This is a genomic window from Arthrobacter sp. P1_H7 (genome assembly GCF_056405215.1).
On sequence record NZ_JBFUCO010000006.1, the window covers coordinates 41,645 to 61,771 of the forward strand.

22 protein-coding genes and 1 tRNA gene are annotated in these 20,127 nt (G+C 67.4%); 6 read left to right on the forward strand and 17 right to left on the reverse strand.

Features of this window, described 5'->3' with window-relative positions; genetic code table 11:
* Positions 1–322: 322 nt before the first annotated feature.
* From AC1DXI_RS08030 to AC1DXI_RS08065, 8 genes are all read right to left on the reverse strand, one after another.
* A complete protein-coding gene (locus AC1DXI_RS08030) occupies positions 323–1,432 on the reverse strand; it encodes a GNAT family N-acetyltransferase (protein WP_018773650.1) in 1,110 nt (369 codons plus the stop codon).
* Positions 1,433–1,599: 167 nt separating this feature from the next.
* On the reverse strand, positions 1,600–2,049 hold the full coding sequence (locus tag AC1DXI_RS08035) for a hypothetical protein (RefSeq protein ID WP_476938141.1): 450 nt from the start codon (positions 2,047–2,049) through the stop codon (positions 1,600–1,602).
* 8 nt (positions 2,050–2,057) lie between these two features.
* Positions 2,058–2,738, reverse strand: coding sequence for a hypothetical protein (locus AC1DXI_RS08040; protein ID WP_476938142.1), 681 nt, complete (start codon positions 2,736–2,738; stop codon positions 2,058–2,060).
* A gap of 150 nt (positions 2,739–2,888) precedes the next feature.
* Positions 2,889–3,596 carry a 50S ribosomal protein L1 gene (gene rplA / locus AC1DXI_RS08045; protein ID WP_018773648.1) on the reverse strand — a complete coding sequence of 236 codons (708 nt, stop codon included), beginning with the start codon at positions 3,594–3,596 and terminating at the stop codon, positions 2,889–2,891.
* Positions 3,597–3,780: 184 nt separating this feature from the next.
* Positions 3,781–4,212, reverse strand: a complete 432-nt coding sequence (rplK, locus tag AC1DXI_RS08050; protein ID WP_018773647.1) for a 50S ribosomal protein L11 — start codon at positions 4,210–4,212, stop codon at positions 3,781–3,783.
* 147 nt (positions 4,213–4,359) lie between these two features.
* Positions 4,360–5,202 carry a transcription termination/antitermination protein NusG gene (nusG, locus tag AC1DXI_RS08055; protein ID WP_476938143.1) on the reverse strand — a complete coding sequence of 281 codons (843 nt, stop codon included), beginning with the start codon at positions 5,200–5,202 and terminating at the stop codon, positions 4,360–4,362.
* Positions 5,203–5,315: 113 nt separating this feature from the next.
* Positions 5,316–5,600 (reverse strand): preprotein translocase subunit SecE, encoded by a 285-nt coding sequence (secE, locus tag AC1DXI_RS08060; protein WP_026266472.1) that lies wholly within the window; start codon positions 5,598–5,600, stop codon positions 5,316–5,318.
* 79 nt (positions 5,601–5,679) lie between these two features.
* Positions 5,680–5,752: transfer RNA gene (locus tag AC1DXI_RS08065), tRNA-Trp, on the reverse strand.
* A 277-nt stretch (positions 5,753–6,029) separates the two neighbouring features.
* Between AC1DXI_RS08065 and AC1DXI_RS08070 the strand changes: the two genes are divergently transcribed.
* On the forward strand, positions 6,030–7,247 hold the full coding sequence (locus AC1DXI_RS08070) for a pyridoxal phosphate-dependent aminotransferase (protein ID WP_476938144.1): 1,218 nt from the start codon (positions 6,030–6,032) through the stop codon (positions 7,245–7,247).
* An 84-nt stretch (positions 7,248–7,331) separates the two neighbouring features.
* Here AC1DXI_RS08070 and AC1DXI_RS08075 read toward each other — a convergent pair whose 3' ends face one another.
* On the reverse strand, positions 7,332–7,964 hold the full coding sequence (locus AC1DXI_RS08075; protein WP_476938330.1) for a LuxR C-terminal-related transcriptional regulator: 633 nt from the start codon (positions 7,962–7,964) through the stop codon (positions 7,332–7,334).
* A 65-nt stretch (positions 7,965–8,029) separates the two neighbouring features.
* On the reverse strand, positions 8,030–9,400 hold the full coding sequence (locus tag AC1DXI_RS08080; RefSeq protein WP_476938145.1) for an ATP-binding protein: 1,371 nt from the start codon (positions 9,398–9,400) through the stop codon (positions 8,030–8,032).
* Between the two features lie 125 nt (positions 9,401–9,525).
* Here AC1DXI_RS08080 and AC1DXI_RS08085 point away from each other — a divergent pair, with 125 nt between their 5' ends.
* The 5 genes from AC1DXI_RS08085 to AC1DXI_RS08105 all read left to right on the forward strand — a co-directional run bounded on the left by AC1DXI_RS08085 (position 9,526) and on the right by AC1DXI_RS08105 (position 13,738).
* On the forward strand, positions 9,526–11,145 hold the full coding sequence (locus AC1DXI_RS08085; protein WP_476938146.1) for a PspC domain-containing protein: 1,620 nt from the start codon (positions 9,526–9,528) through the stop codon (positions 11,143–11,145).
* A gap of 1 nt (position 11,146) precedes the next feature.
* The gene (locus AC1DXI_RS08090; RefSeq protein WP_476938147.1) at positions 11,147–11,410 is read left to right on the forward strand and encodes a hypothetical protein; all 264 of its coding nucleotides are present in this window, start codon (positions 11,147–11,149) and stop codon (positions 11,408–11,410) included.
* Between the two features lie 3 nt (positions 11,411–11,413).
* Positions 11,414–11,668 (forward strand): PspC domain-containing protein, encoded by a 255-nt coding sequence (locus AC1DXI_RS08095; RefSeq protein WP_476938148.1) that lies wholly within the window; start codon positions 11,414–11,416, stop codon positions 11,666–11,668.
* A gap of 228 nt (positions 11,669–11,896) precedes the next feature.
* Positions 11,897–12,922: a 6-phosphofructokinase gene (locus AC1DXI_RS08100; RefSeq protein ID WP_018773638.1), complete on the forward strand. Its 1,026-nt coding sequence runs from the start codon at positions 11,897–11,899 to the stop codon at positions 12,920–12,922.
* A 105-nt stretch (positions 12,923–13,027) separates the two neighbouring features.
* Positions 13,028–13,738, forward strand: a complete 711-nt coding sequence (locus AC1DXI_RS08105; RefSeq protein WP_476938149.1) for a GNAT family N-acetyltransferase — start codon at positions 13,028–13,030, stop codon at positions 13,736–13,738.
* Positions 13,739–13,754: 16 nt separating this feature from the next.
* On the opposite strand, the gene AC1DXI_RS08110 is transcribed toward AC1DXI_RS08105, so the two are convergent.
* From AC1DXI_RS08110 to AC1DXI_RS08140, 7 genes are all read right to left on the reverse strand, one after another.
* Positions 13,755–15,305, reverse strand: coding sequence for an MFS transporter (locus tag AC1DXI_RS08110; RefSeq protein WP_476938150.1), 1,551 nt, complete (start codon positions 15,303–15,305; stop codon positions 13,755–13,757).
* An 83-nt stretch (positions 15,306–15,388) separates the two neighbouring features.
* Entirely contained in the window at positions 15,389–15,952 is a 564-nt protein-coding gene (locus AC1DXI_RS08115) for a PadR family transcriptional regulator (RefSeq protein ID WP_018773635.1), read from the reverse strand.
* 134 nt (positions 15,953–16,086) lie between these two features.
* Positions 16,087–16,500, reverse strand: coding sequence for an ankyrin repeat domain-containing protein (locus AC1DXI_RS08120; RefSeq protein WP_476938151.1), 414 nt, complete (start codon positions 16,498–16,500; stop codon positions 16,087–16,089).
* Positions 16,497–17,579 (reverse strand): CAF17-like 4Fe-4S cluster assembly/insertion protein YgfZ, encoded by a 1,083-nt coding sequence (ygfZ, locus tag AC1DXI_RS08125; protein WP_476938152.1) that lies wholly within the window; start codon positions 17,577–17,579, stop codon positions 16,497–16,499. The genes AC1DXI_RS08120 and ygfZ overlap by 4 nt, the downstream gene beginning before the upstream one ends.
* 59 nt (positions 17,580–17,638) lie before the next feature.
* Positions 17,639–18,391: a flavodoxin family protein gene (locus tag AC1DXI_RS08130; protein WP_476938153.1), complete on the reverse strand. Its 753-nt coding sequence runs from the start codon at positions 18,389–18,391 to the stop codon at positions 17,639–17,641.
* 66 nt (positions 18,392–18,457) lie between these two features.
* A complete protein-coding gene (locus AC1DXI_RS08135) occupies positions 18,458–19,072 on the reverse strand; it encodes a nitrobindin family protein (protein ID WP_476938154.1) in 615 nt (204 codons plus the stop codon).
* Between the two features lie 167 nt (positions 19,073–19,239).
* A complete protein-coding gene (locus tag AC1DXI_RS08140) occupies positions 19,240–19,974 on the reverse strand; it encodes a permease (RefSeq protein ID WP_476938155.1) in 735 nt (244 codons plus the stop codon).
* Between the last annotated feature and the right edge of the window lie 153 nt (positions 19,975–20,127).

Below are 20,127 nucleotides of genomic sequence, written 5' to 3' on the forward strand. Positions count from 1 at the left end.
AAGAGCTAAAACTAAAAAACGCCCCGCGCAGATGCACGGGGCTTGTCTCGACGCGGTCCATGACCGCGGAGCTTTGCTTCGTTCACCTGCGCCGGCCGCCCTATGTTCAGGGTCCTTCGTCCGGAAATCCACTGCGCTCTCCCGGCGCGACTGCAGAAGTGAGTCTTGCTTGGGAGAGTGGATTTCCAACAACCGACGGTCTTTGGTCCTCCAAGCTTACGGGACTCGGCGCGTGTGTTCCAAATCGGGTCCGGCGGACAGGGGTCTCGGTGGGGTTGCGGTGGGGTCACGGTGGACTCACGGTGAACTTCGGCCCGCGGCCTCAGCTGACGGCCGGTCCGAAGTTGGGGAGTTCTTTTTGCCAGAGACCCGTCACGCCCGCCGTCGTGAAGCCGAGCTGCTGGTTGACCTTCAGGAGGTAGCGGTTCTCCGGAGCGTTCCACGTGTACAGGACACGGGCGTCCGGAAACTGTTCGCTGAGCCGCTCCATGTTGGCGACCTTGATCAGCAGCCCGAGCTTGTTGCCGCGGTGTTCCTGCAGCACCACGGTGTCGTCCTGGAAGACGACGTCAGGGCGCAGTGCCAGGACACTGATGGTGGTCAGGCCCACGAGGGTCCCGCTGGCGATGTGCTCGACGGCGGTGACCACCGTCCGGCGGCCCTGGGCAATCGTGACTTCCTCCGCTTCCCGGAGGATGCCGCCGTCGAACACCATTTCCTGGGCATCCGGCCCCGGCACTTCGTCCTCGCCTGCCTGGTTTTCCAGGGCGGCGACGGCCTCGAGCCACTGGTCAGGACACCGGTCCGTCCAGTGGTGCAGACGGTAGCGGCCGGCATTGGCTTCCTCGGCCTCGGCCTCAAGGTCGGCGACGAGTTTGGTGTCCAGCGGCAACGCGCAGGAGCTGAACTGTTCGATGTGCTGCAGGGTGTAGCCGGTGTGGCGGGCAAATTCCACGTCACGGCTGCCCAACGGGACGAACCCGACACCGCTGCCGGGCACGAGCTGTTCGGCCTCAGGGTCCGTCAGGGTTGATCCCGGGTGGTTGGTGTCGATCAGGATCGTGTGGCGGCCCTCGTCCCGGGCGAAATGTTCGGCGGCCTCCAGCAGCTGCCTCCCGACGCCCTGGCGCCGGAATTCGGGCAGGATGTCGAGCGTAAATTCGGCGAGATCGAGGTTGTCCACGAGCGGCAGGGCGATGTCCGCCGTCCCGACAATCACGCCGTCGATCTTGGCGACGAGGATCACCTGGCGTTCGTAGGGGTCCGCCATCTCAAGAAGCTTTTCCTGCGGCGCGTAGGCGAGGTCGTCGGTGCCCCAGGTCTGCATCCGGACCCTGCGCCCCACCTCGATGGCGGCGAGAAAGTCGGCGGCATCGGGCGCGTCAAGGGAATCGGGGATCCACAGCTGCTCAATCCGTACATCGTTTGCCATAGAGGGCATCTTCCCAGCCGTTGTGCCACCCACCCTCGGTACTGCCCGGCTCAAGCCGGGCTTTCAACCGCCAGCATATGCCGGTTTGGGCCGCTGTTCCATTGGTGACGCCCGGCAGTTTCCGCTCCAGTCGGTGCCCGGCAGTTTCTGCCCCATTCGGCACCCGGTCAGTTCCGGATCGCATTGCCGGCGGCTGCGCCCGCGGCGGCAGCGGTCCGCTGCCACTCGCCGTCGTAGCCCGCCGGCTTGAAACCCAGCGCGATGTTGATGCCGAGCATGTGATCGTTTTCGGCCGCGTTATAGGTCAGGACGCGCCGGACTGCGGGGTACGCCTCCCGCAGCAGGCGCAAGTTGCGGATCTTGATGAGGATGCCAAGCCGGTGGCCGCGGTGGCCCACCGCGACCAGGGTGTCGTCCTGGTTGGCCAGCCATGGCTTGTCGGCTGTCGTCTGCAGGACGGTATAGGCGGCCAGTTCACCGCTGGACCGGTGCCGTGCCGCCACCACGAGGGAGGACTGGCCGGCCCGCCGCCAGGTGTCCTCGACGTGGCGGACCCGGGCGACGTCCCAGATTTCCGGTTCGTAGCTCAGCGCTCCGGAGGGGGCGTCGGTGCTCATCCGGGACATCAGCACCGCGAGCTGGGCGGCATGTTCCTCCGGGCAGGAATCGGTCCAGTGCAGCAGTTCGTAGTCCGCCGCGCGGGCCAGGGCGTCCCGTTCCAGGGCATCGAGGTCCGCAGCGGGCGGGACGTCGAGCGCACTAAACCGTTCGACCTGTTCCAGGCGGTAGCCGGCTTTTCCGGCGAAACGGACTCCCGGCGCGCCGGCGGGCAGCGCCCCGGTCCCCGTGGCGGGTTTGATGAGGGTGGGGCCATCAACGTCGAAATCGGCCGGGTGCTCCGTGAAGGTCTGCAGGATTGTCCGCCCGTCGGCGGTGGCCAGCGCCTCGGCGTGCTCCAGCAGTGCCCGGCCGATCCCCGCCCGGCGAAAGCATCCAGGACGCCCACGTGCAGCAGCGCACTGCCCAGGTTCTCCTGCAGTTCGCAGCGGACCCAGGAGTTGGCCGCCATGCGCCCGTCGACGCGGACGAAGAAGAGCCGCAGCCGGGTGTACGCAGTGTCCCGCCAGTACTGCAGGCGGGCCGCCGCGGACGATGCCCGGTCCAGGTTGCCCCAGGTCTGCAGGATGAGCTCATCGCAGAGGTCCATGAATTCGAGGAACTCCGCCGTATCAGCGGCATCGGGGTCAGCGGGATCAAGGCTGGCGGGCAGGGAGAGTTCCTCGATGAGGTACGACGGCGTAGTCACCGGGACAGCCTAACCGGCAAGTCCGGCGGCTCCAAGGGTCCCCGGCGCAGGACGGCGAAAGGCCGCCCCGCAGTTGCGGGACGGCCTTTCGCTGGAACCGGCGACGCCAGCGTTGCTGGCGGTTCCGAGGATCCGTGGATCCAGTGAGGACTAGACCTCGGTCAGGACCTTGGTGACGTTGGGGTCAACCGAGATGCCCGGGCCGAACGTGGTGGCCACGGTGGCCTTCTGGATGTAGCGGCCCTTGGAAGCGGACGGCTTGAGGCGAAGAACCTCTTCCAGTGCGGCTGCGTAGTTCTCGGCCAGCTTGATGGCGTCGAACGAAACCTTGCCGATGATGAAGTGCAGGTTCGAGTGCTTGTCGACGCGGAAGTCGATCTTGCCGCCCTTGATGTCGTTGACGGCCTTGGCGACGTCAGCGGTCACGGTGCCGGTCTTCGGGTTCGGCATCAGGTTACGCGGACCCAGGACCTTACCGAGGCGGCCAACCTTGCCCATGAGGTCAGGGGTGGCGACGGCGGCGTCGAAGTCGGTCCAGCCGCCGGCGATCTTTTCGATCAGGTCATCGGAACCAACGAAGTCGGCGCCGGCTGCGATTGCAGCCTCAGCCTTGTCGCCCGTTGCGAAGACGAGGACGCGGGCGACCTTACCGGTGCCGTGCGGCAGGTTGACGGTGCCGCGGACCATCTGGTCGGCCTTACGCGGGTCAACGCCGAGGCGGAAAGCGACCTCAACGGTGGCGTCGAACTTGGACGGGTTGGTGTCCTTGGCGAGCGTCACTGCCTCGAACGGCGCGTAGAACTTCTCCGCGTCGATCTTGGCCGCGGCTGCCTCATATGCTTTGCTGCGCTTTGCCATGCTGCTTATTTCTCCTTGTGCAGTTGTGGTCTGCGGACCGCGCTGGGCCCTGCCACAGGCGGCATTCCGGCTGGTGTATCCGTTCCGGAATTCCGCTTTTCATTGTTTAGGTGGTGCCGGCTGGCCGGCGGTGCTGACGGCGTCGTGACCGGTTTCCCGATCCCGGCGCATCAGCGGTGGGGAATTAACCCTCGACGGTGATACCCATGGAGCGGGCGGTGCCGGCGATGATCTTCGCTGCGCCTTCGAGGCTGGTGGCGTTGAGGTCTTCCATCTTGGTGGTGGCGATCTCGTTGACCTGGGCCTGGGTCAGCTTGGCAACCTTGACGGTGTGCGGGGTAGCCGAACCCTTGGCGACGCCTGCAGCCTTCTTGATGAGCTCTGCAGCCGGCGGGGTCTTGGTGATGAACGTGAAGGAACGGTCTTCGTAGACCGTGATCTCCACGGGGATAACGTTGCCGCGCTGGGCTTCCGTCGCAGCGTTGTACGCCTTGCAGAATTCCATGATGTTGACACCGTGCTGGCCAAGCGCAGGACCGATCGGCGGGGCCGGGTTAGCGGCACCTGCCTGGATCTGCAGCTTGATGAGGCCGGTGACCTTCTTCTTGGGAGCCAATGTAGGTCCTTCTCTCAAATACGTCCTGGGGCACAGGAGCGTGCCTCAGGTTGGTGGCCGCCATGGCGAGGCGGCCGGCCGCCCCGTGGCTGCTAAGCGGGCAGTCCGGGGCGAATTCTTGTAGTCCAGCTGGATCTTACGGTTCAGCTAGATCTTGCTGACCTGGTTGAACGCCAAGGTGACCGGAGTCTCGCGTTCGAAGATGGACACCAGCACCACGAGGGTCTGGGAATCGATCTTGATCTCGGAGATCGTGGCGGGGAGGGTCTCGAACGGGCCTTCCTTGACGATGACCGACTCGCCAACCTCGAAGTCGACGTCGACCTGGGCGGCGGCGTGCTTGACCGGCTTGCCCTTCTCGGCCTGCTCTTCTTCGAAGACCGGCGCGAGCATGGAGAAGACCTCATCGAGGCGCAGCGGGACCGGGTTGTGGGCGTTGCCCACGAAGCCGGTGACACCGGGGGTGTGGCGGACGGCGCCCCAGGAAGCGTCCGTCAGGTCCATGCGGACCAGGACGTAGCCGGGGATGCGGACGCGGTTGATGACCTTGCGCTGAGCGTTCTTGATCTCAACGACTTCCTCCATCGGAACCTGGATTTCGAAGATGTAATCTTCCATGTCCAGGGTCTGGATGCGGGTCTCAAGGTTGGCCTTGACGCGGTTCTCGTAGCCTGCGTAGGAGTGGATGACGTACCAGTCACCCTCCTGGCGGCGCAGCTTGGCCTTGAACTCGTCGGCGGGGTCGACCTCGGCCTTGGCGGCCGCCGCTGCCAGCACGTCGGCGTCGTCAGCGTCAGTCTCATCAGCGTCGGTGTCGTCAGCGTCGCCTGCTTCTGCGTCGTCTGCCGCTTCTTCCGTGGCTACGGCCTCGTCAGTGACGTCGGATTCGGGCGCAGCAGGCACAGCCTCGGATTCTTCCGCGGCTTCCACCGCGGCGTCCTGGCTCTTATCCAGCTCAGTCTCAGTTACCTCGAGCTCCTGCTCAGACACTTGGTCTCCTGCTTCCTCATTGCCTAACATGCCTATTTAAATGACTCAATTCCGCACACCCCGCGGAATCTCCGGTTTCCCGGGGAATCCACGCAGTCTGCGGACCGGTCGCCTTAGCTGTCCGTGGGGGCGCTGCCGCCGAAGACCCAGCTGACCGCGGTCCCAAAGGCCAGGTCCAGCAAGGTGACGATCACCATCATGATGGTCACGAACACCAGTACCACGAGTGTGTAGTTGATCAGTTCTTTGCGGGTCGGTGCGACGACCTTCTTCAGCTCGCCAATGACCTGGCGGATGAAGATCGCGATACGAGCGAAGAAGCCGGGCTTGGCGGCATTCTTGGCGGGGCGGCCTTTGGAGCTGCTGGCAGCTGTTTCGGTCACCTGGTCCTCACTCATCCTCGCAATGATCGGATACCCGGCTCTGAACTGAACCATGGTTGCTGCGCTGGTTCCGGATGATCCGGAACAGCATGCGCAGGGCAGACAGGACTCGAACCTGCAACCTGCGGTTTTGGAGACCGCTGCGCTACCAATTGCGCCACTACCCTTCGGGGAGAAAATTCGCTCCGGCCGACGCGTCCCACAGGCTTCCCTGAGGCGCAGGCCATCATCGTGTTTTCAACACCGGAGAACCAGTCTACGCAACAACTGCGCCTACGTCGAACCGGCCCTCTTCCGGACCCCTGCGTGCCTGCGAAAACCAACTGACAGCCGCCAGTCACATTCGGGTTCAGGCACCCCGGGGGATCCGCTGAACAGCATAGAGTAGATTTCGTCGAATCCCATATCCAGCCTTCCAGCTGCCAGCGAAGAACGGACCCGCCCATGTCTGCTGCCCGCATTTCCCAGCGCATTTCCGCCATAGCCGAATCCGCCACTCTGGCCGTCGATGCCAAGGCGAAGGCGCTGAAGGCAGCCGGCCGGCCGGTCATCGGCTTCGGTGCCGGGGAACCCGATTTCCCGACCCCCGGCTATATTGTGCAGGCCGCCATCGAGGCCGCCAGCCAGCCGAAATACCACCGTTACTCCCCCGCCGGCGGGCTTCCCGAGCTGAAGCAGGCCATCGCGGACAAGACCTTCCGGGATTCCGGGTACCAGGCGGCGGCGTCCCAGGTGCTGGTGACCAACGGCGGCAAGCAGGCCGTCTACAACACCTTCGCCACCCTGCTGGATCCGGGCGACGAGGTCATTGTTCCCACCCCGTTCTGGACCACCTACCCGGAGGCCATCCGGCTGGCCGGCGGCGAGCCGGTGGAGGTCTTCGCGGGCCCGGAGCAGGGCTACCTGGTCACCGTGGACCAGCTGGAAGCGGCCCTGACCGAGCGCACCAAGATCCTGCTCTTCGTTTCCCCTTCCAACCCCACCGGCGCCGTGTACTCGCCGGAGCAGGTCAGGGAGATCGGCCAGTGGGCAGCGTCCAAGGGCCTCTGGGTTGTCACTGACGAGATCTACGAGCACCTGACCTACGACGGTGTGCCGTTCACCTCGATCGCCACCGCAGTTCCCGAGCTGGGCGACAAGGTGGTCATCCTCAACGGCGTCGCCAAGACCTATGCCATGACCGGCTGGCGTGTGGGCTGGATGATCGGGCCCGCGGACGTCATCAAGGCCGCCACCAACCTGCAGTCGCACGCGACGTCGAACGTCTCCAACATTCCCCAGGTCGCCGCCCTCGCGGCAGTGTCCGGGCCGCTGACCGCCGTCGATGAGATGAAGGTGGCCTTTGACCGCCGCCGCAAGGCGATCGTCGCCGGCCTGAACGCAATTGACGGCGTTGACTGCCCGACGCCGAAGGGCGCCTTCTACGTGTACGCGGACGTCCGGGCGCTGCTGGGGAAGGAGTTCCCGTCCGCGAACGGTCCGGTGCGGCCGGCCACCTCTGCCGAACTCGCGGCGCTGATCCTGGACGAGGTCGAAGTGGCCGTGGTTCCCGGCGAGGCGTTCGGCCCGTCCGGCTACCTGCGCCTGTCCTATGCACTCGGCGACGACGACCTGGCCACGGGCGTCGGCCGCCTGCAGGACTTCCTCGGCAAGGCCAAGTAGCCCACCCCCAGACCCCCGATGCGCTATCACGTAGGGTCCTTATCGCCGCGGCATAAGGACCCTAAGTGATAGCGCATCCTTGGGTTAAAGCAGGCGGCGCTCGGCGGCCCAGCGGGTCAGCTCGTGGCGGCTGGAGAGCTGAAGCTTGCGCAGCACGGCCGAGACGTGGGTTTCAACGGTCTTGATCGAGATGAACAGTTCCTTGGCCACCTCCTTGTAGCTGTAGCCGCGGGCGATAAGGCGCATCACTTCGAGCTCCCGTGCCGAGAGCTTGTCCAGCTCGTCGTCGGCGATGTCCGCGGGGGCCGTGCCGAACGCGTCCAGGACGAAGCCCGCGAGCCGGGGTGAGAAGACGGCGTCGCCGGCGGCCACGCGGCGGACGGCGCCGCTGATCTCCGCGCCGGAAATTGTCTTGGTGACATAGCCGCGTGCGCCGGCCCGGATCACGGACACCACATCTTCCGCCGCGTCGGAGACGCTCAGGGCCAGGAACCGCGTGGCGCCCAGCAGCGGCGCCGAGCCGGCCAGGACCTCGCGTCCGCCGCCACCCCGGCCGCCCGGAAGGTGGACGTCAAGCAGCACGACGTCGGGGCGCTGGACTGCGATGACGGCGATTGCCTCCTCCACGGTTCCGGCCTCCCCCGCGACGACGATGTCCGGGTCCAGGTCCGCCTTCAACCCGGAGCGGAAGATGGCGTGGTCGTCCACGATCACCACCCGGACCGGTGCAGGATTTCCCGGTGTAGGGCTTCCTGGCGCAGGGTTTCCTGATGCTGGGCTGGTCACGGTTTGGCCTCTCCGTTGGCGTTGTTGGCAGCGGCAGGTGCGGCGGCGGTGACGGGCAGCCGGAGCCGCACCTCGGTACCGTCCGGGCTGCTGATGATGGCGGCGGTGCCGCCGTGGCGGTTCATCCGGCCGATGATCGATTCCCGGACGCCGAGCCGGTCCGGGGGAACGGAATCCGTATCGAAGCCCGGGCCCCGGTCCTTGACGAAAACTTCCGCGGCGGCGTCGGTGACTTCCAGGTACACGGACACGGCGCCGCCGCCGTGCCGGGCGGCGTTCAGCATGGCCTCGCGGGATGCCTGGACGAGGGCCTCGTGGCGTTGGGTCATGACGCAGTCGCCCACACTGACCACCTCGACCGCGTGTCCCAGGGCGTCTTCAACCTCTGCGGCGGCGGCCTTGATGCTGTCGGACAGCTGGCCGGATTCCCTGTCGGCGTCCCGGTACAGCCAGCCCCGCAGTTCGCGCTCCTGCGCGCGGGCCAGCCTGATGACATCGTGCTCGTTGCCGGCTCGGCGCTGGATCAGGGCGAGGGTCTGCAGCACGGAGTCATGGAGGTGGGCCGCGATTTCGGCACGCTCGGTGGCGCGGACCCGGCCCGCGCGCTCGGTTTCCAGGTCGCGCCAGAACTTCAGCCCCCATGGCAGCAGCACCAGGGCCACGCCGCCCAGCACGGCCACCGAGGCCAGGAGGGCGAGCCAGGTCTGCTCCCAGGACCCCGAGCCGGAAACCATAACCAGCACTCCGGCCACGACGAGGGCGAGCCCGGCCGCGAGGCGGGCCCAGCCGCCGGCCTGGTCCGCCTTGGTCTTGTCCACGAGCCCTGCCCGGCGGGTCTCGTCCAGTTGCATCCAGGCGATCGCGGCTCCGCCCAGGATGGCCGCGACCGGGATCAGGGTGCCCAGCGGCACGTCGACACCCAGGAGCCGTGCGATCAGAATCCCGGCGGCCAGCAGCAGGCCCGCGCCCAGCAGGATCTCCTTGCCGAAGGGCATGCCGGAGAATTTGGTCCGCCAGGGCCCCGTCGGCCATGTTGCGGGCGTGCCACGGGGGTCAGGGGCTCCCGGCGCGTCGGGCGCATCGGGCCTCTTTGCGACGTCGGGGGTCTCCGGGAAGCTCACTGCCGGAGCGATGGGCGACGCAGGGCGGCGGGCGTTGCGCCGGGCGCTTTCATCCGCCGTGGGGACCATGATCCAGAGCCAGGCGTAGAAGGCCACACCGGCCCCGCCAGCGAGCGCAGCCACCGCCATGCCGATCCTGACCATCCGCACCGGCCAGCCCAGGTGGTTGGCGAGGCCCGCGCACACGCCGGCAATCACGCGATCGCTGCTGCGGACCAGCGGCGGGCGGGCGGGCGCGGTTGTCATGCATCAATCCAAGCATGGATCGGGGTTCCCCGGACGCGTTTGAGGGCCCAACCCGGGGGCCACTCAGGGACCGTTCAGGGTGTTCCCCAGTAGAGCCCGGCCCCGGGAACGGGAAGGATCGAAGTATGAACCCGCACACTCCGCACCCCGATGAAGGCACGGCCTCCGCAGACCGGCCGGCCACGGATCGATCCCACCCGGAACTTCCAGAACCGGAACTTCCAGAACCGGAACTTCCAAACCTGGAACGTCCAAACCTGGAACGTCCCGCCACGGAACTCCCGGACCCAGAGCTTCCAGGCAGGGGCCAGCCCGCTCCGGCCTTCGCCGGGCCGGGCGGCGCGCCGCCGGAGCCACCGCCGCTTTACCCGCCCGGGGACCCGAATGGACCGTTGCCCGGCCGGCAAACCCAGAATTTCTTCGACTGGATCCGCAGCCAGGGCATCTACCGCGGACGCGACCGCTGGATCGGAGGCGTGGCCAGTGGCATAGCCCACCGGCTCGGCGTCGACCCGCTGATTATCCGCGGTGTCCTGATCGTCCTGACCGTCTTCGCCGGAGTTGGCGTGCTCGCCTACGGCCTGGCCTGGGCGTTGCTGCCTGAGCCTGACGGCCGCATTCACGTCCAGGAGGCCGCCGCAGGCCGGTGGACGGCCGGCATGACCGGTGCCCTCATCACCTCGGTCATCGGTTTCCCCAGCCTGGGCACCGGGGTCTGGGGCTGGGACCGCTTCGGCTTCGGCGCCTTCGTCTGGACCGTCTTCTGGGTGGGCGGCGCCATCTACCTCGTCTACTACCTGACCCAACGCAACAAGATTCGGAACGGAGCCACTCCCATGTCATCGCGTTACGACTCCGGCAGCCCGGCCGGCGGCGCGGCTTTTGCGGTCAACCCCCGCACCGACGCCGGGCCGCAATCCGCAGGCAGCTTCCCGCAGGGCGGCGGCCAGGCATATGGCCACCCGCCTGGCAGCTCTCAAGCCACCGGCGCCGGCCCGGACTGGGGTCCGCCTCCGCCGTCGGGACCCATTGCGTCCGGCCCCATCCTGTCCGGCCCCGTTCCCCCGGGCGGCTATGGCCCGGGGTCCGGCGCCACACCGCCCCCTCCGGCCGCGCGCAACCTTGGCCCGGGCACTCCGGCGGTCGCCATCACCGTCGGCTCCGCCCTCCTGGTGGGCGGCGGCATCAAGGCCCTCGACGCCGCCAACGTGATCGATCTCGGCGATGCCGGCAATGCGCTGGTCTGGGCCTTCGGCGCGGCCATCCTGGGTCTCGGGATCCTCGTCGCAGGGCTGCGGGGCCGGACCTCCGGGATCCTGGGCTTCTTCGCGGTCGTGGCCCTGCTGATCGGCGCGATCTTCAGCGTGGTCCCGCACGGGGACCGGTTCCGGTTCCAGAACGCCGATTGGACGCCCGCGAGCATTGAACAGGCCCAAGGCGGCTTCGAGATCACCGGGGGCGCAGGAACCGCGGACCTTACCAAGTTGGCGCTGAATCCGCCCCTGGGCTCCGACGTCGTAGTTCCGATCGACGCGACGGCCAGCAACCTCACCGTCGTCATCCCCACCACTGTCCCGGTGCACGTCCAGGCGGACATGACCATGGGCAACCTCCACGACGGCAACCAGGACCGCGGCGGCATCACGAAGCAGCAAAGCGACTACAACGCCTCGAAGCCGGGCGCCCGGCTGGTCCTGGAGATCTCCGGCACCGTCAGCAACGTGACCATCAAGGAAGGCAACTGACATGAGCATCTATGACGACTCGCGGCCGGCCGACGCCGGGCAGGACCCGGAAGCCGCGTCCCCCGCCCGGGTGGGCACAGTGGTCTGGGGACTGACAGTGGTGGCACTGGCCGCGCTGATCATCATTTCCGGGCTCGGCCTCATGGCCCTGAACGGCACCTATGTGCTGATCGGCCTGATGATCGGGGCCGGGGCCGCCCTGGTCGTGGGCGGCCTGGTCTCGGCACGCAGGCGTGACAATAAGTCGACTACAGGGAAGTCTTGACCCATGGATAAATTCTTCGACACCATCCGGGGCCTCGGCCTGAAACGCGGTCCGCAGCGCTGGGTTGGCGGCGTCTGCGGCGGGATTGCCGCCAAACTGAACGTTGATGTGGCCTATGTCCGGATCGCCTACCTGCTCCTGAGCCTGCTCCCCGGGCCGGCGTTCGTGTTCTACGTCGCGGCCTGGCTCCTCCTCCCGGACCAGCGCAACGCAATCGTCCTCGAACGCTTCCTCTCGAAGCGTTCCTCCCGGCCCTGACGACCGTGACGGGCCATCCGTCACTGGCCGACCGTCAGTGGCCGTCTCGGCCCGGCGGCAGCCGGCACCCGGCAGCTGCGCCGCACCACGCAAAGGTGCCCCCSCCCCCCCGGGGGGGGCACCTTTTGTAACCGTTTGTGTCCTGCCCCACACCCGCCACTAGACTCTAGGGTGAGCTCAGCGTGGCGCTCTGCCTGTACCCCTTCAAACCAGGATTTGAGCCAAGACATGAAAATTGGAATCCTCACCAGCGGCGGAGACTGCCCCGGCCTGAACGCCGTCATCCGTGGCGCCGTCCTCAAAGGAATCGCAGTCCACGGCCAGCAGTTCGTAGGATTCAAGGATGGCTGGCGCGGCGTCGTAGAAGGCGACATCGTGGAGATTCCCCGCACCATGGTCCGCGGCATCGCCAAGCAGGGCGGCACCATCCTCGGCACGTCCCGCACCAACCCGTTCGAGAACGGCGGCGGCCCCGAGGTCATCAAAGCCAACATGGACCGGCTCGGGATCGACGCCATCATCGCCATCGGCGGCGAGGGCACCCTGGCCGCCGCGAAGCGGCTCACGGACGCCGGCCTCAAGATCGTGGGCGTGCCCAAGACGGTGGACAACGATCTCGATGCCACGGACTACACCTTCGGCTTCGACACGGCCGTGGAAATCGCCACCGAGGCAATCGACCGGTTGCGCACCACCGGAGAGTCCCACCACCGCTGCATGATTGCCGAAGTCATGGGACGGCATGTGGGCTGGATCGCCCTGCACGCCGGCATGGCCTCGGGCGCCCACGCCATCCTGATCCCGGAGCAGAAGGCCTCCATGGAACAGATCGCCGAGTGGGTCGTCTCCGCCCACGACCGTGGCCGTGCCCCGCTGCTCGTCGTCGCCGAGGGGTTCGTGCCCGAGGGCCAGGAATCCCCGCACTCGGAGCGCGGCCTCGACACCTTTGGCCGCCCCCGCCTCGGCGGCATCGCCGAAATGCTGGCGCCCGAGCTCGAGGCACGCACCGGCATCGAGACCCGCGCGACGGTCCTTGGCCACATCCAGCGCGGTGGCGTCCCGACGGCGTTCGACCGCGTCCTGGCCACCCGCCTGGGCATGGCCGCCATCGATTCGGTGGTGGAGAAGCGCTGGGGCACCATGGTCTCGCTGCACGGCACGGATATTGTGCACGTCGGTTTCGACGCCGCACTCGGCAACCTCAAGTCCGTTCCGCAGAGCCGTTACGACGAGGCCGCCGTCCTCTTCGGCTAGGCTGGCCGCCGGCGGAGGTCCGGATCAGGCCCGGCCCCGCAGGCAGGATTGCGGACGGTCGGCCCGTGCGGCCGGAAGCCCGGCCGCGGTGGGTAGGGTTGATTCATGACTCTTGAGCCCGGTTCCGCCGAAATTGTCCAGCTCGCATGGGCGCGCCGCTTGGGGTTCGACGACGGCGCCTTCGCGGCCGCCGCCGGCGTGCGGCTCACGAGGGCGGACGAGGCAGCCCGGTCCCTGCAGTTCGTCCGCCTGTTCGGCAACTCTGCCCTGGTGGGCCCGCAATGGGCGCTGGACGCCGCCGACGGTCTCTCCGACGAGGAACTGGCCCAGCACGTGACCCTGCTGACCATCACCCGCGGGCACGGGGGCCACGGGCTCGGCGCCGCCGCACTCTTCTTCGCCGACGACCTCCCCCTGCAGCAGCCCTCCGGGGAACTGACGGTCTCGCACGGGAACCCGGAGGCGATCGAGCTGGAGACGTTCTGCCCGCCCGACGACGTCAACGAGGTGGGCCTCGCCGACCTTGAACACCGCTTCACCGTCCTGCATCTGGAAGACGGGCGCCGGACACCGGTGGCCTGCGGGGCGTATGCCGAATGGGAAGGGCTCCTGGCCCACATGGGCGTGCTGGTCGCGCCCGAGTGGCGCCGCCACGGCCTGGGCAAGGTGGCCGCCTCGATAGCCGCCCACGAGGCCCTCGCCGCCGGCCTGACGCTGCAGTGGCGTTCAGAAGTCAGCAACAAGGGGTCGCTGGCGCTGGCCCGGAGCCTGGGATTCTCCGCGGGCGGCATCCAGACCAGCGTGCTGCTGGGCTGATCCGGATGCCGCCAGGCTAGCCGCGTTCCGCGGCGGCCTTGTCCGCGTCTGCTGTGGCCGTGTCTGCTGTGGGCGTTCCCGCAGCCGCGGCAGCGTCGGGTTCGCCCCAACCCTGGACCGGCTTGGGCTTGGCGAAGAAGAGCGCCACGGCTGCGCCGAGCAGGATGACCGCCGCCGGCAGCAGGATGGATTGGCCCATCGCCGTCGAGAACCCTTCCTGGAGCTCCGCGGGCAGGGCACCGCCGAAGCCCATCGGGCTGGCGTCTGCGCCTGCTCCCGGCCGGGCGGGGAGCTCGGCCGCCAGCCGCGCCTGGATGAGGACGGCAATGGCGGCGCTGCCGAGCACGGCGCCGATCTGGCGGGTCGTGTTGTAGACGCCCGAGCCGGCGCCGGCCTGCCGCGGCGGCAGGTTCCGCGTGACCGTGGAGCTCAGCGGCGCCCAAATGCCCGCATTGGCGAAGCCCAGCACTGCGCTCGGCAGCAGGAACAGCCAGATGGCGGTATCCGGGTGCATGAGCAGGGCGTTCCAGAACAGCGCCACCGACATCAGGACCAGGCCGGCCGCGGTGATGAATTTCGGGTTCACCCTGTCGATGATCCGGCCGACGACGGGGGCGAGGCCGCCCGAGATCAGCGCCATCGGCACCATCATGAGCGCCGACTGGGTGGGCGTCAGGCCGCGGACGATCTGGTAGTAGAAGATCAGCGGCAGGCTGAACGCGGTGACGGTGAAGCCCACCGTGGTGATCGCAATGTTTGCGAGCGAGAAGTTCCGGTCCTTGAACAGGGACAGGGGCAACAGCGGTTCACCTGTGTTGAACCGCTGCCACAGGACAAAGACCACCAGCACGGCGATGCCGCTGATGATCAGGCCCCAGACGGTGATGGGGCCGGCGATGGTGCCCCAGTCGTACGTTTCGCCCTCCTGGATGCCGAAGACCAGGAGGAACAGGCCGAGGGCGCTGAGCAGCACACCGGGAATATCGAACTTGTGCGGGTGGGTGGTCAGCGAAGGGACGAAACGCTGGGCGAGGATGAAGCCGACAATCCCGACGGGAACGTTGATGAAGAAGATCCATTCCCAGCCGAGGCCGTCCACCAGCACGCCGCCGAGGATCGGGCCAACCAGCGTGGCGACGCCCGCCGTGGCACCCCAGATGCCCATGGCCGCGCCGCGGCGGTCCGGGGGGAAGATCCGGGTAATGACGGCCATGGTCTGCGGCGTCATCATGGCCGCGCCGAGGCCCTGGACCACACGGGCCGCGATGAGGATCTCGACGCTGCCGGAGAGGCCGCACCACAGCGATGCCATGGTGAAGACGACGAGCCCGGAGAGGTAGAGCTTCTTCGGTCCGAAACGGTCCCCCAGGCGGCCTGTGATGAGCAGCGGCACGGCATAGGCGAGCAGGTAGGCGCTGGTCACCCAGATCACCGAGTTGATGTCAGTGTTGAGGCCCTCCATGATGCTGGGGTTGGCCACCGAGACGATGGTGGTGTCGATCAGGATCATGAAGAAGCCGATCACCAGGGACCAGAGTGCCGGCCATGGCCGGGCTACGTTTTCCATACGGTTCCTTAGGGGCTGGTGTGAAACGTGGATGGGCTGTGCGTGTGAGGGCGGCCGGGTCCCGGCCGTGGTCCTGCGCGGGGTCACCACGGCAGTTCGCCGGAGCGGAGCTGGTCCTGAAGGCTGCGGATCCAGGCGATTTCGGCGCGCAGCGTGCTCTGCTGGAACTGGACGTCGATCCAGTACTTGCGCTCCACGCCCTTCTTCGCGAGCAGTTCCTCGCCGGAGACCAGGAAATCGAGTTGCTCCTGCAACGCCTGAAGGCGCCGGTCGAGGAGTTCGACGACGACGCCGGCGGGCAGGTTGTAGGCCTCGGAGATGGCCAGCGGGAAGGCCGGGTATTCGTTGACCGGGGCGGCGAGCATGTCCTGCAGCCACTTCGTGAACGCTTCGCGGCCGGCAGCCGAGATGGTGTACGTGGTGCGCTCCGGACGGTTGCCTCCCCGGTCCGTTCCCGTCGCTGCGACCAGCCCCTGTTCTTCGAGCCGCCCGACGGCGTGATAGAGCGTTCCCGGCCGGACCTTGACCAGCCGGTCCTCGTGCCGGGCGATCAGGAGCTGGTACATCTCGTAGGGATGCATCGGTTCTTCCACGAGCAGGGAAAGTGCGGCGACACCCAGGGGTGTCAATGCGGTTGCCCGGGCCATGGTGCAGTCCTTTTCGGTCTAAGAGTGTCCTCTTCGGTCTCAACGGCGGTTACTCCACTAAAGATTATTCCACGTGGAGTATTTAGGGGCAATCTTCCCGACCCCGCGCCGGCAGAGCCCTGGGCCGGGTTTGGTCAGCCGAGGAGGGCCAGGATGTCCGTCCGGGCGAACATCTGCGCGGCGGCCCGCGCGGTGGGGGTGCCGGCGTCAGGGTCGGCCCCGGCCTCCAGCAGTTCCCGGGCCACGTCTGTGTAGCCCTTGAAGACAGCACCGGCCAGCGGGGTCTGGCCCCGGTCGTTCGGCGTGTTGGCGTCGCCGCCGTGGTCCAGGATCAGCCGGACAGTGCCGGCGTGGCCGTGGTAGGCCGCCAGCATCACCAGCGAGTCGCCGGAGGAAGTGGTCAGCGTGGCCGGGGCGCCGGCGGCCAGGTAGCTGCCCAGCAGCGCGGAGTTGCCCTCGCGGGCCGCGTCGAAGAGCGCGTGGGCCAGCGCGAGTGTCTCGTCGTCGGGCGCGGCGCCCGGCTCGTTCACTTTGGACTCGCCGCTCATCGGGTGCCCCGCAGGAAGCCGGTCTGGCGTCCCACCACTTGGCCGGCGTCGGGGGCCACAATGACTTCCTGGGCCGCGGAGTAGGGCTCGTCCCCGTCCACGACGGTCAGGACCTCGTCCGGGGCGACGGAGCGTTTGATCACGGCCAGGGCCACGGGGCCCATCTCGTAGTGCTGCGCCACGGAGGTCACCGCGCCCACCTTGCGGTCGCCCGCACGCACCTCGCTGCCGGCCGCGGGCAGGGTGTGCTGGGAACCGTCGAGCTGGAGGAACACGAGACGGCGCGGCGGGTGGCCCAGGTTGTGGACGCGCGCGATCGTCTCCTGGCCCTTGTAGCAGCCCTTGGCCAGGTGCACGGCAGTGCGGAGGAGGTCGAGCTCATGCGGGATGGTTTTGTCGTCCGTTTCCGCGCCCCACCGGGGCCGCCACGCCGCAATCCGCAGCGCCTCGGACGCCATGGTGCCGGCGAGGGCACGGTCGCCCACGGTCGCGACCAGCTCGCCCGCGGGGACCAGGTACTCGAACCACGGCCGTTCCAGTCCTGGATGGGCACCCTCGCCCACCACCGCGTAGGAGTAGCCGCCGGCACCGACGTGCGGCCACGGGTCTTCCCAGGCCTGCAGCGCCGCCCATTCCGGGATGCGGCGGGTGGAGCCGAGTACGGCCCAGTCCGCAGAGACGTCCGCGATCTCGACCCGGAGCATGAACTTCATCTTGTTCAGCCATTCGGCGAGCGGGGCCGCCTCGGCCGCCTCGACAATCAGCCAGGTGGTCGCGCCGTCGTCCACCACCCGGGCGTCGAATTCGATCCGGCCCTGCACGCTCAGCAGCAGCAGTTCGGTGGACTGGCCCGGGGCCAGGGAAGTGAGCTGCTGGGAGGACAGGGTGTTGAGCCAGTTCAGGCGGTCCGGGCCGCTGACTGTGACCACGCCGCGGTGTGAGAGATCGACGACGGCGGTGCCGGCGGCCAGCGCCCGCTGTTCCCGGAGCGGCTCGCCGTAGTGGGCGGCGACGCCGGCGTCGGCGCCGCCGGCCTCAACCGCGGCCGGGCGCGACAACAGGGGGCTTTTGATAGTCATATTGAAAGGAACGTCCTTAGCTCTGTGCGTATTCCGGCCCGCTGTGGGGCAGGCCGGCCCTAGCGGTATTCCGGATTTTCAAAGTCGAAGCGGGTGCCGGCTTTCCAGGCGTCGGGCAGGTTTCCGTAGGCGGGTATGCCGCCCGCGTCCTTGAGCATCCGCGCCAGATGCAGCATGTTCCAGGTCATGAAGGTGGTGTTGCGGTTGGTGAAATCGCTCTCCGGCCCCCCGGACCCCTCGTCAAGGTAGCTCGGTCCCGGCCCGACGGGGCCGATCCAGCCGGCGTCGGCCTGCGGCGGAATGGTGAAGCCGATGTGCTGGAGGCTGTACAGGACGTTCATGGCGCAATGCTTGATGCCGTCCTCATTGCCGGTGATGAGGCAGCCGCCCACCTTCGGATAATAGGCCCACTGGCCCTTCGCGTTCAGCTGCCCGGAGTGGGCGTAGAGGCGCTCGATGAGCTTCTTGGTCTGCGAGGAGTTGTCCCCCAGCCAGATGGGCCCGGCGACGACGACGATGTCCGTTTCCTGGACGGCCGGGTAGAGTTCCGGCCATTCATCAGTGGCCCAGCCGTGTTCGCGCATGTCCGGGTAGACGCCGCTGGCGATGTCGTGGTCCACCGTGCGGATCACGCGGGTGGTGACGCCCTGCTTCTCCATGATCCGGCGGCTGACCTCGATCAGGCCCTGGGTGTTGGACACGTCCGGGGACTTCTTGAGCGTGCCGTTGAAGAACACGGCTTTGAGGTCTGCGTAGCCGGTGCTACCGGGGGCTGTGTTGGTGACTGCGTCGTTGGTGACTGCGTCGTTCACGGCATTTCTCCTGGGTCGGTGCTGACAACGGAAAAATCAGTGAGACCGGCTATTGAGACCGCGTAGTTAGCCTACTTTGGCGAGGATGGCCGATGCGTGGGCCTCCAGGCCGCCGCCCGACGTCGAATTCTTGCCGGTGCCCACGTCCCAGCGCCAAAGCAGGTTCCCTTCCACGAGCCCGAAGATCCGGGTGGCCGCCGTGTACTCCTTGGAGTGGCTGCCGCGCATCACCATGTCGGTGCTGAGCTGGATCTGGGGCCCCTTGATCTGCCCGTAGTACAGCTCCGAGATCCCGCCGGGGTGGGCGATGGAGACCGAGATGTCGAAACCGCCGTCACTGTTGCGCAGGGCCTCCACCTCGTCGGCGCTCTTGAGCACGGGGACGATGTCCGCCGGGATCAGGCCGGGGCCGCCGTCCTCGTCACGCTGCTTACGTTCCAGCGCCCAGAAGCCGGTCTCGACGGTGAGGGGACGCAGCTTGGTGCCCTCGTCGTCGGTCAGCCAGCTCTCGGCGCGGTACTGCAGGTACGGCAGGCCGTTGTGCGTGAACGAGACGTGTTGCAGGAAATGCTCGGAGTCCTCGTCCCCGGCCCCCAGCCGGCCGCTGCCCTCCCACTCACCAATGAGCCAGGACAGCGGAACGATTTCGGGGGTCAGATCAGTAGGGATTTCAATCGGCACAGCATCTACCTCTGGAAGCTACGGGGTTTGGAACGTGTTACTTCTGGCCTTTGAAGAGGCGGTACACGACAAAGCCGGCAAACCACGCCATGGACAGGCTGGCCACGCCAAGCAGGACAAGGAAAAAGATCTCATATGCAAGTACGGACATGATGCCATCCTAACGCTTAGTAGATGAGTAGTTTGTCTATGAAGTAGGCCAGGGAACCAACCGCAGACACCGGCCCGAGCCCCATGCCCACGGCCGCCAAAATATTCAGGCCCTCGCCGTTGAGGATGACGAGGCGGCGGAAACTCACCAGCACCGCCCCCACGACGACGCCGACGAGGGCGGCCGGCAGCACGGCGATGTCGGAGAACACCAGGCCGGCGAGCGGCCCGGCAAGGCCGGCGCTCACGATGCCCAGCGGCGCCACGATCCGGTCCGGCCAGCGGATCAGCCCCGCCAGCAGGGCGATTGCCGCGCTGATGGCCGCCACGAGGATCATTTCGCGGACCCCGTTGAAGCGCGAACTCGCAATCCAGCCGGCGCCGAGGCAGGAGAGCAGGACACCCGCGCACGAGCCCAGGGTGGATTCGAGGCGCTGGGCCTGGCCGGTGCCCCGGATCAGCTGCATGACGAAGATTGCCATGACCCCGACGGCCATGAACGACGGCGTCCAGTCCAGGAAGCCGGGAGCCGGGAGATACGTCGCAGCCACCGCCGACCCCACACCGGGCAGGCCAATCAGGACCGCGAGGGTCTTCTTGGCGGGGATGCCGAGAAAGTAGGGCCAGCCGATACCGATGCCGGCGGCGGCGAGCGCCGCGACTGCCAGGAGGACCTCCGGCGAGGAATAGGCGCCGGCGACAATAGCCGCGAGACCTGCCAGGCCGATGATCCCAACGCTCCACGGCTTCACTGTCTGCTCGCCATCGGCAGACCCACCATGGCCAGACCTTCGCTCACTGCGGACCCCAATTCGACTCGGCTCAATTTCGACGGGCCGCGGGCCCTGACGGTTCAATCCTGCCCTATGTGACCGGTATGTGTCGCAAAAGGAGGGCCTGGAGGT

Coding starts and splice junctions, on each gene's coding strand:
- AC1DXI_RS08030 (WP_018773650.1), bottom strand. CDS start 1,432: ATGGCAAACGATGTACGGATTGAGCAGCTGTGGATCCCCGATTCCCTT.
- AC1DXI_RS08035 (WP_476938141.1), bottom strand. CDS start 2,049: ATGAGCACCGACGCCCCCTCCGGAGCGCTGAGCTACGAACCGGAAATC.
- rplA (WP_018773648.1), bottom strand. CDS start 3,596: ATGGCAAAGCGCAGCAAAGCATATGAGGCAGCCGCGGCCAAGATCGAC.
- secE (WP_026266472.1), bottom strand. CDS start 5,600: ATGAGTGAGGACCAGGTGACCGAAACAGCTGCCAGCAGCTCCAAAGGC.
- AC1DXI_RS08070 (WP_476938144.1), top strand. CDS start 6,030: ATGTCTGCTGCCCGCATTTCCCAGCGCATTTCCGCCATAGCCGAATCC.
- AC1DXI_RS08080 (WP_476938145.1), bottom strand. CDS start 9,400: ATGACAACCGCGCCCGCCCGCCCGCCGCTGGTCCGCAGCAGCGATCGC.
- AC1DXI_RS08085 (WP_476938146.1), top strand. CDS start 9,526: ATGAACCCGCACACTCCGCACCCCGATGAAGGCACGGCCTCCGCAGAC.
- AC1DXI_RS08090 (WP_476938147.1), top strand. CDS start 11,147: ATGAGCATCTATGACGACTCGCGGCCGGCCGACGCCGGGCAGGACCCG.
- AC1DXI_RS08095 (WP_476938148.1), top strand. CDS start 11,414: ATGGATAAATTCTTCGACACCATCCGGGGCCTCGGCCTGAAACGCGGT.
- AC1DXI_RS08100 (WP_018773638.1), top strand. CDS start 11,897: ATGAAAATTGGAATCCTCACCAGCGGCGGAGACTGCCCCGGCCTGAAC.
- AC1DXI_RS08105 (WP_476938149.1), top strand. CDS start 13,028: ATGACTCTTGAGCCCGGTTCCGCCGAAATTGTCCAGCTCGCATGGGCG.
- AC1DXI_RS08110 (WP_476938150.1), bottom strand. CDS start 15,305: ATGGAAAACGTAGCCCGGCCATGGCCGGCACTCTGGTCCCTGGTGATC.
- AC1DXI_RS08115 (WP_018773635.1), bottom strand. CDS start 15,952: ATGGCCCGGGCAACCGCATTGACACCCCTGGGTGTCGCCGCACTTTCC.
- AC1DXI_RS08120 (WP_476938151.1), bottom strand. CDS start 16,500: ATGAGCGGCGAGTCCAAAGTGAACGAGCCGGGCGCCGCGCCCGACGAC.
- ygfZ (WP_476938152.1), bottom strand. CDS start 17,579: ATGACTATCAAAAGCCCCCTGTTGTCGCGCCCGGCCGCGGTTGAGGCC.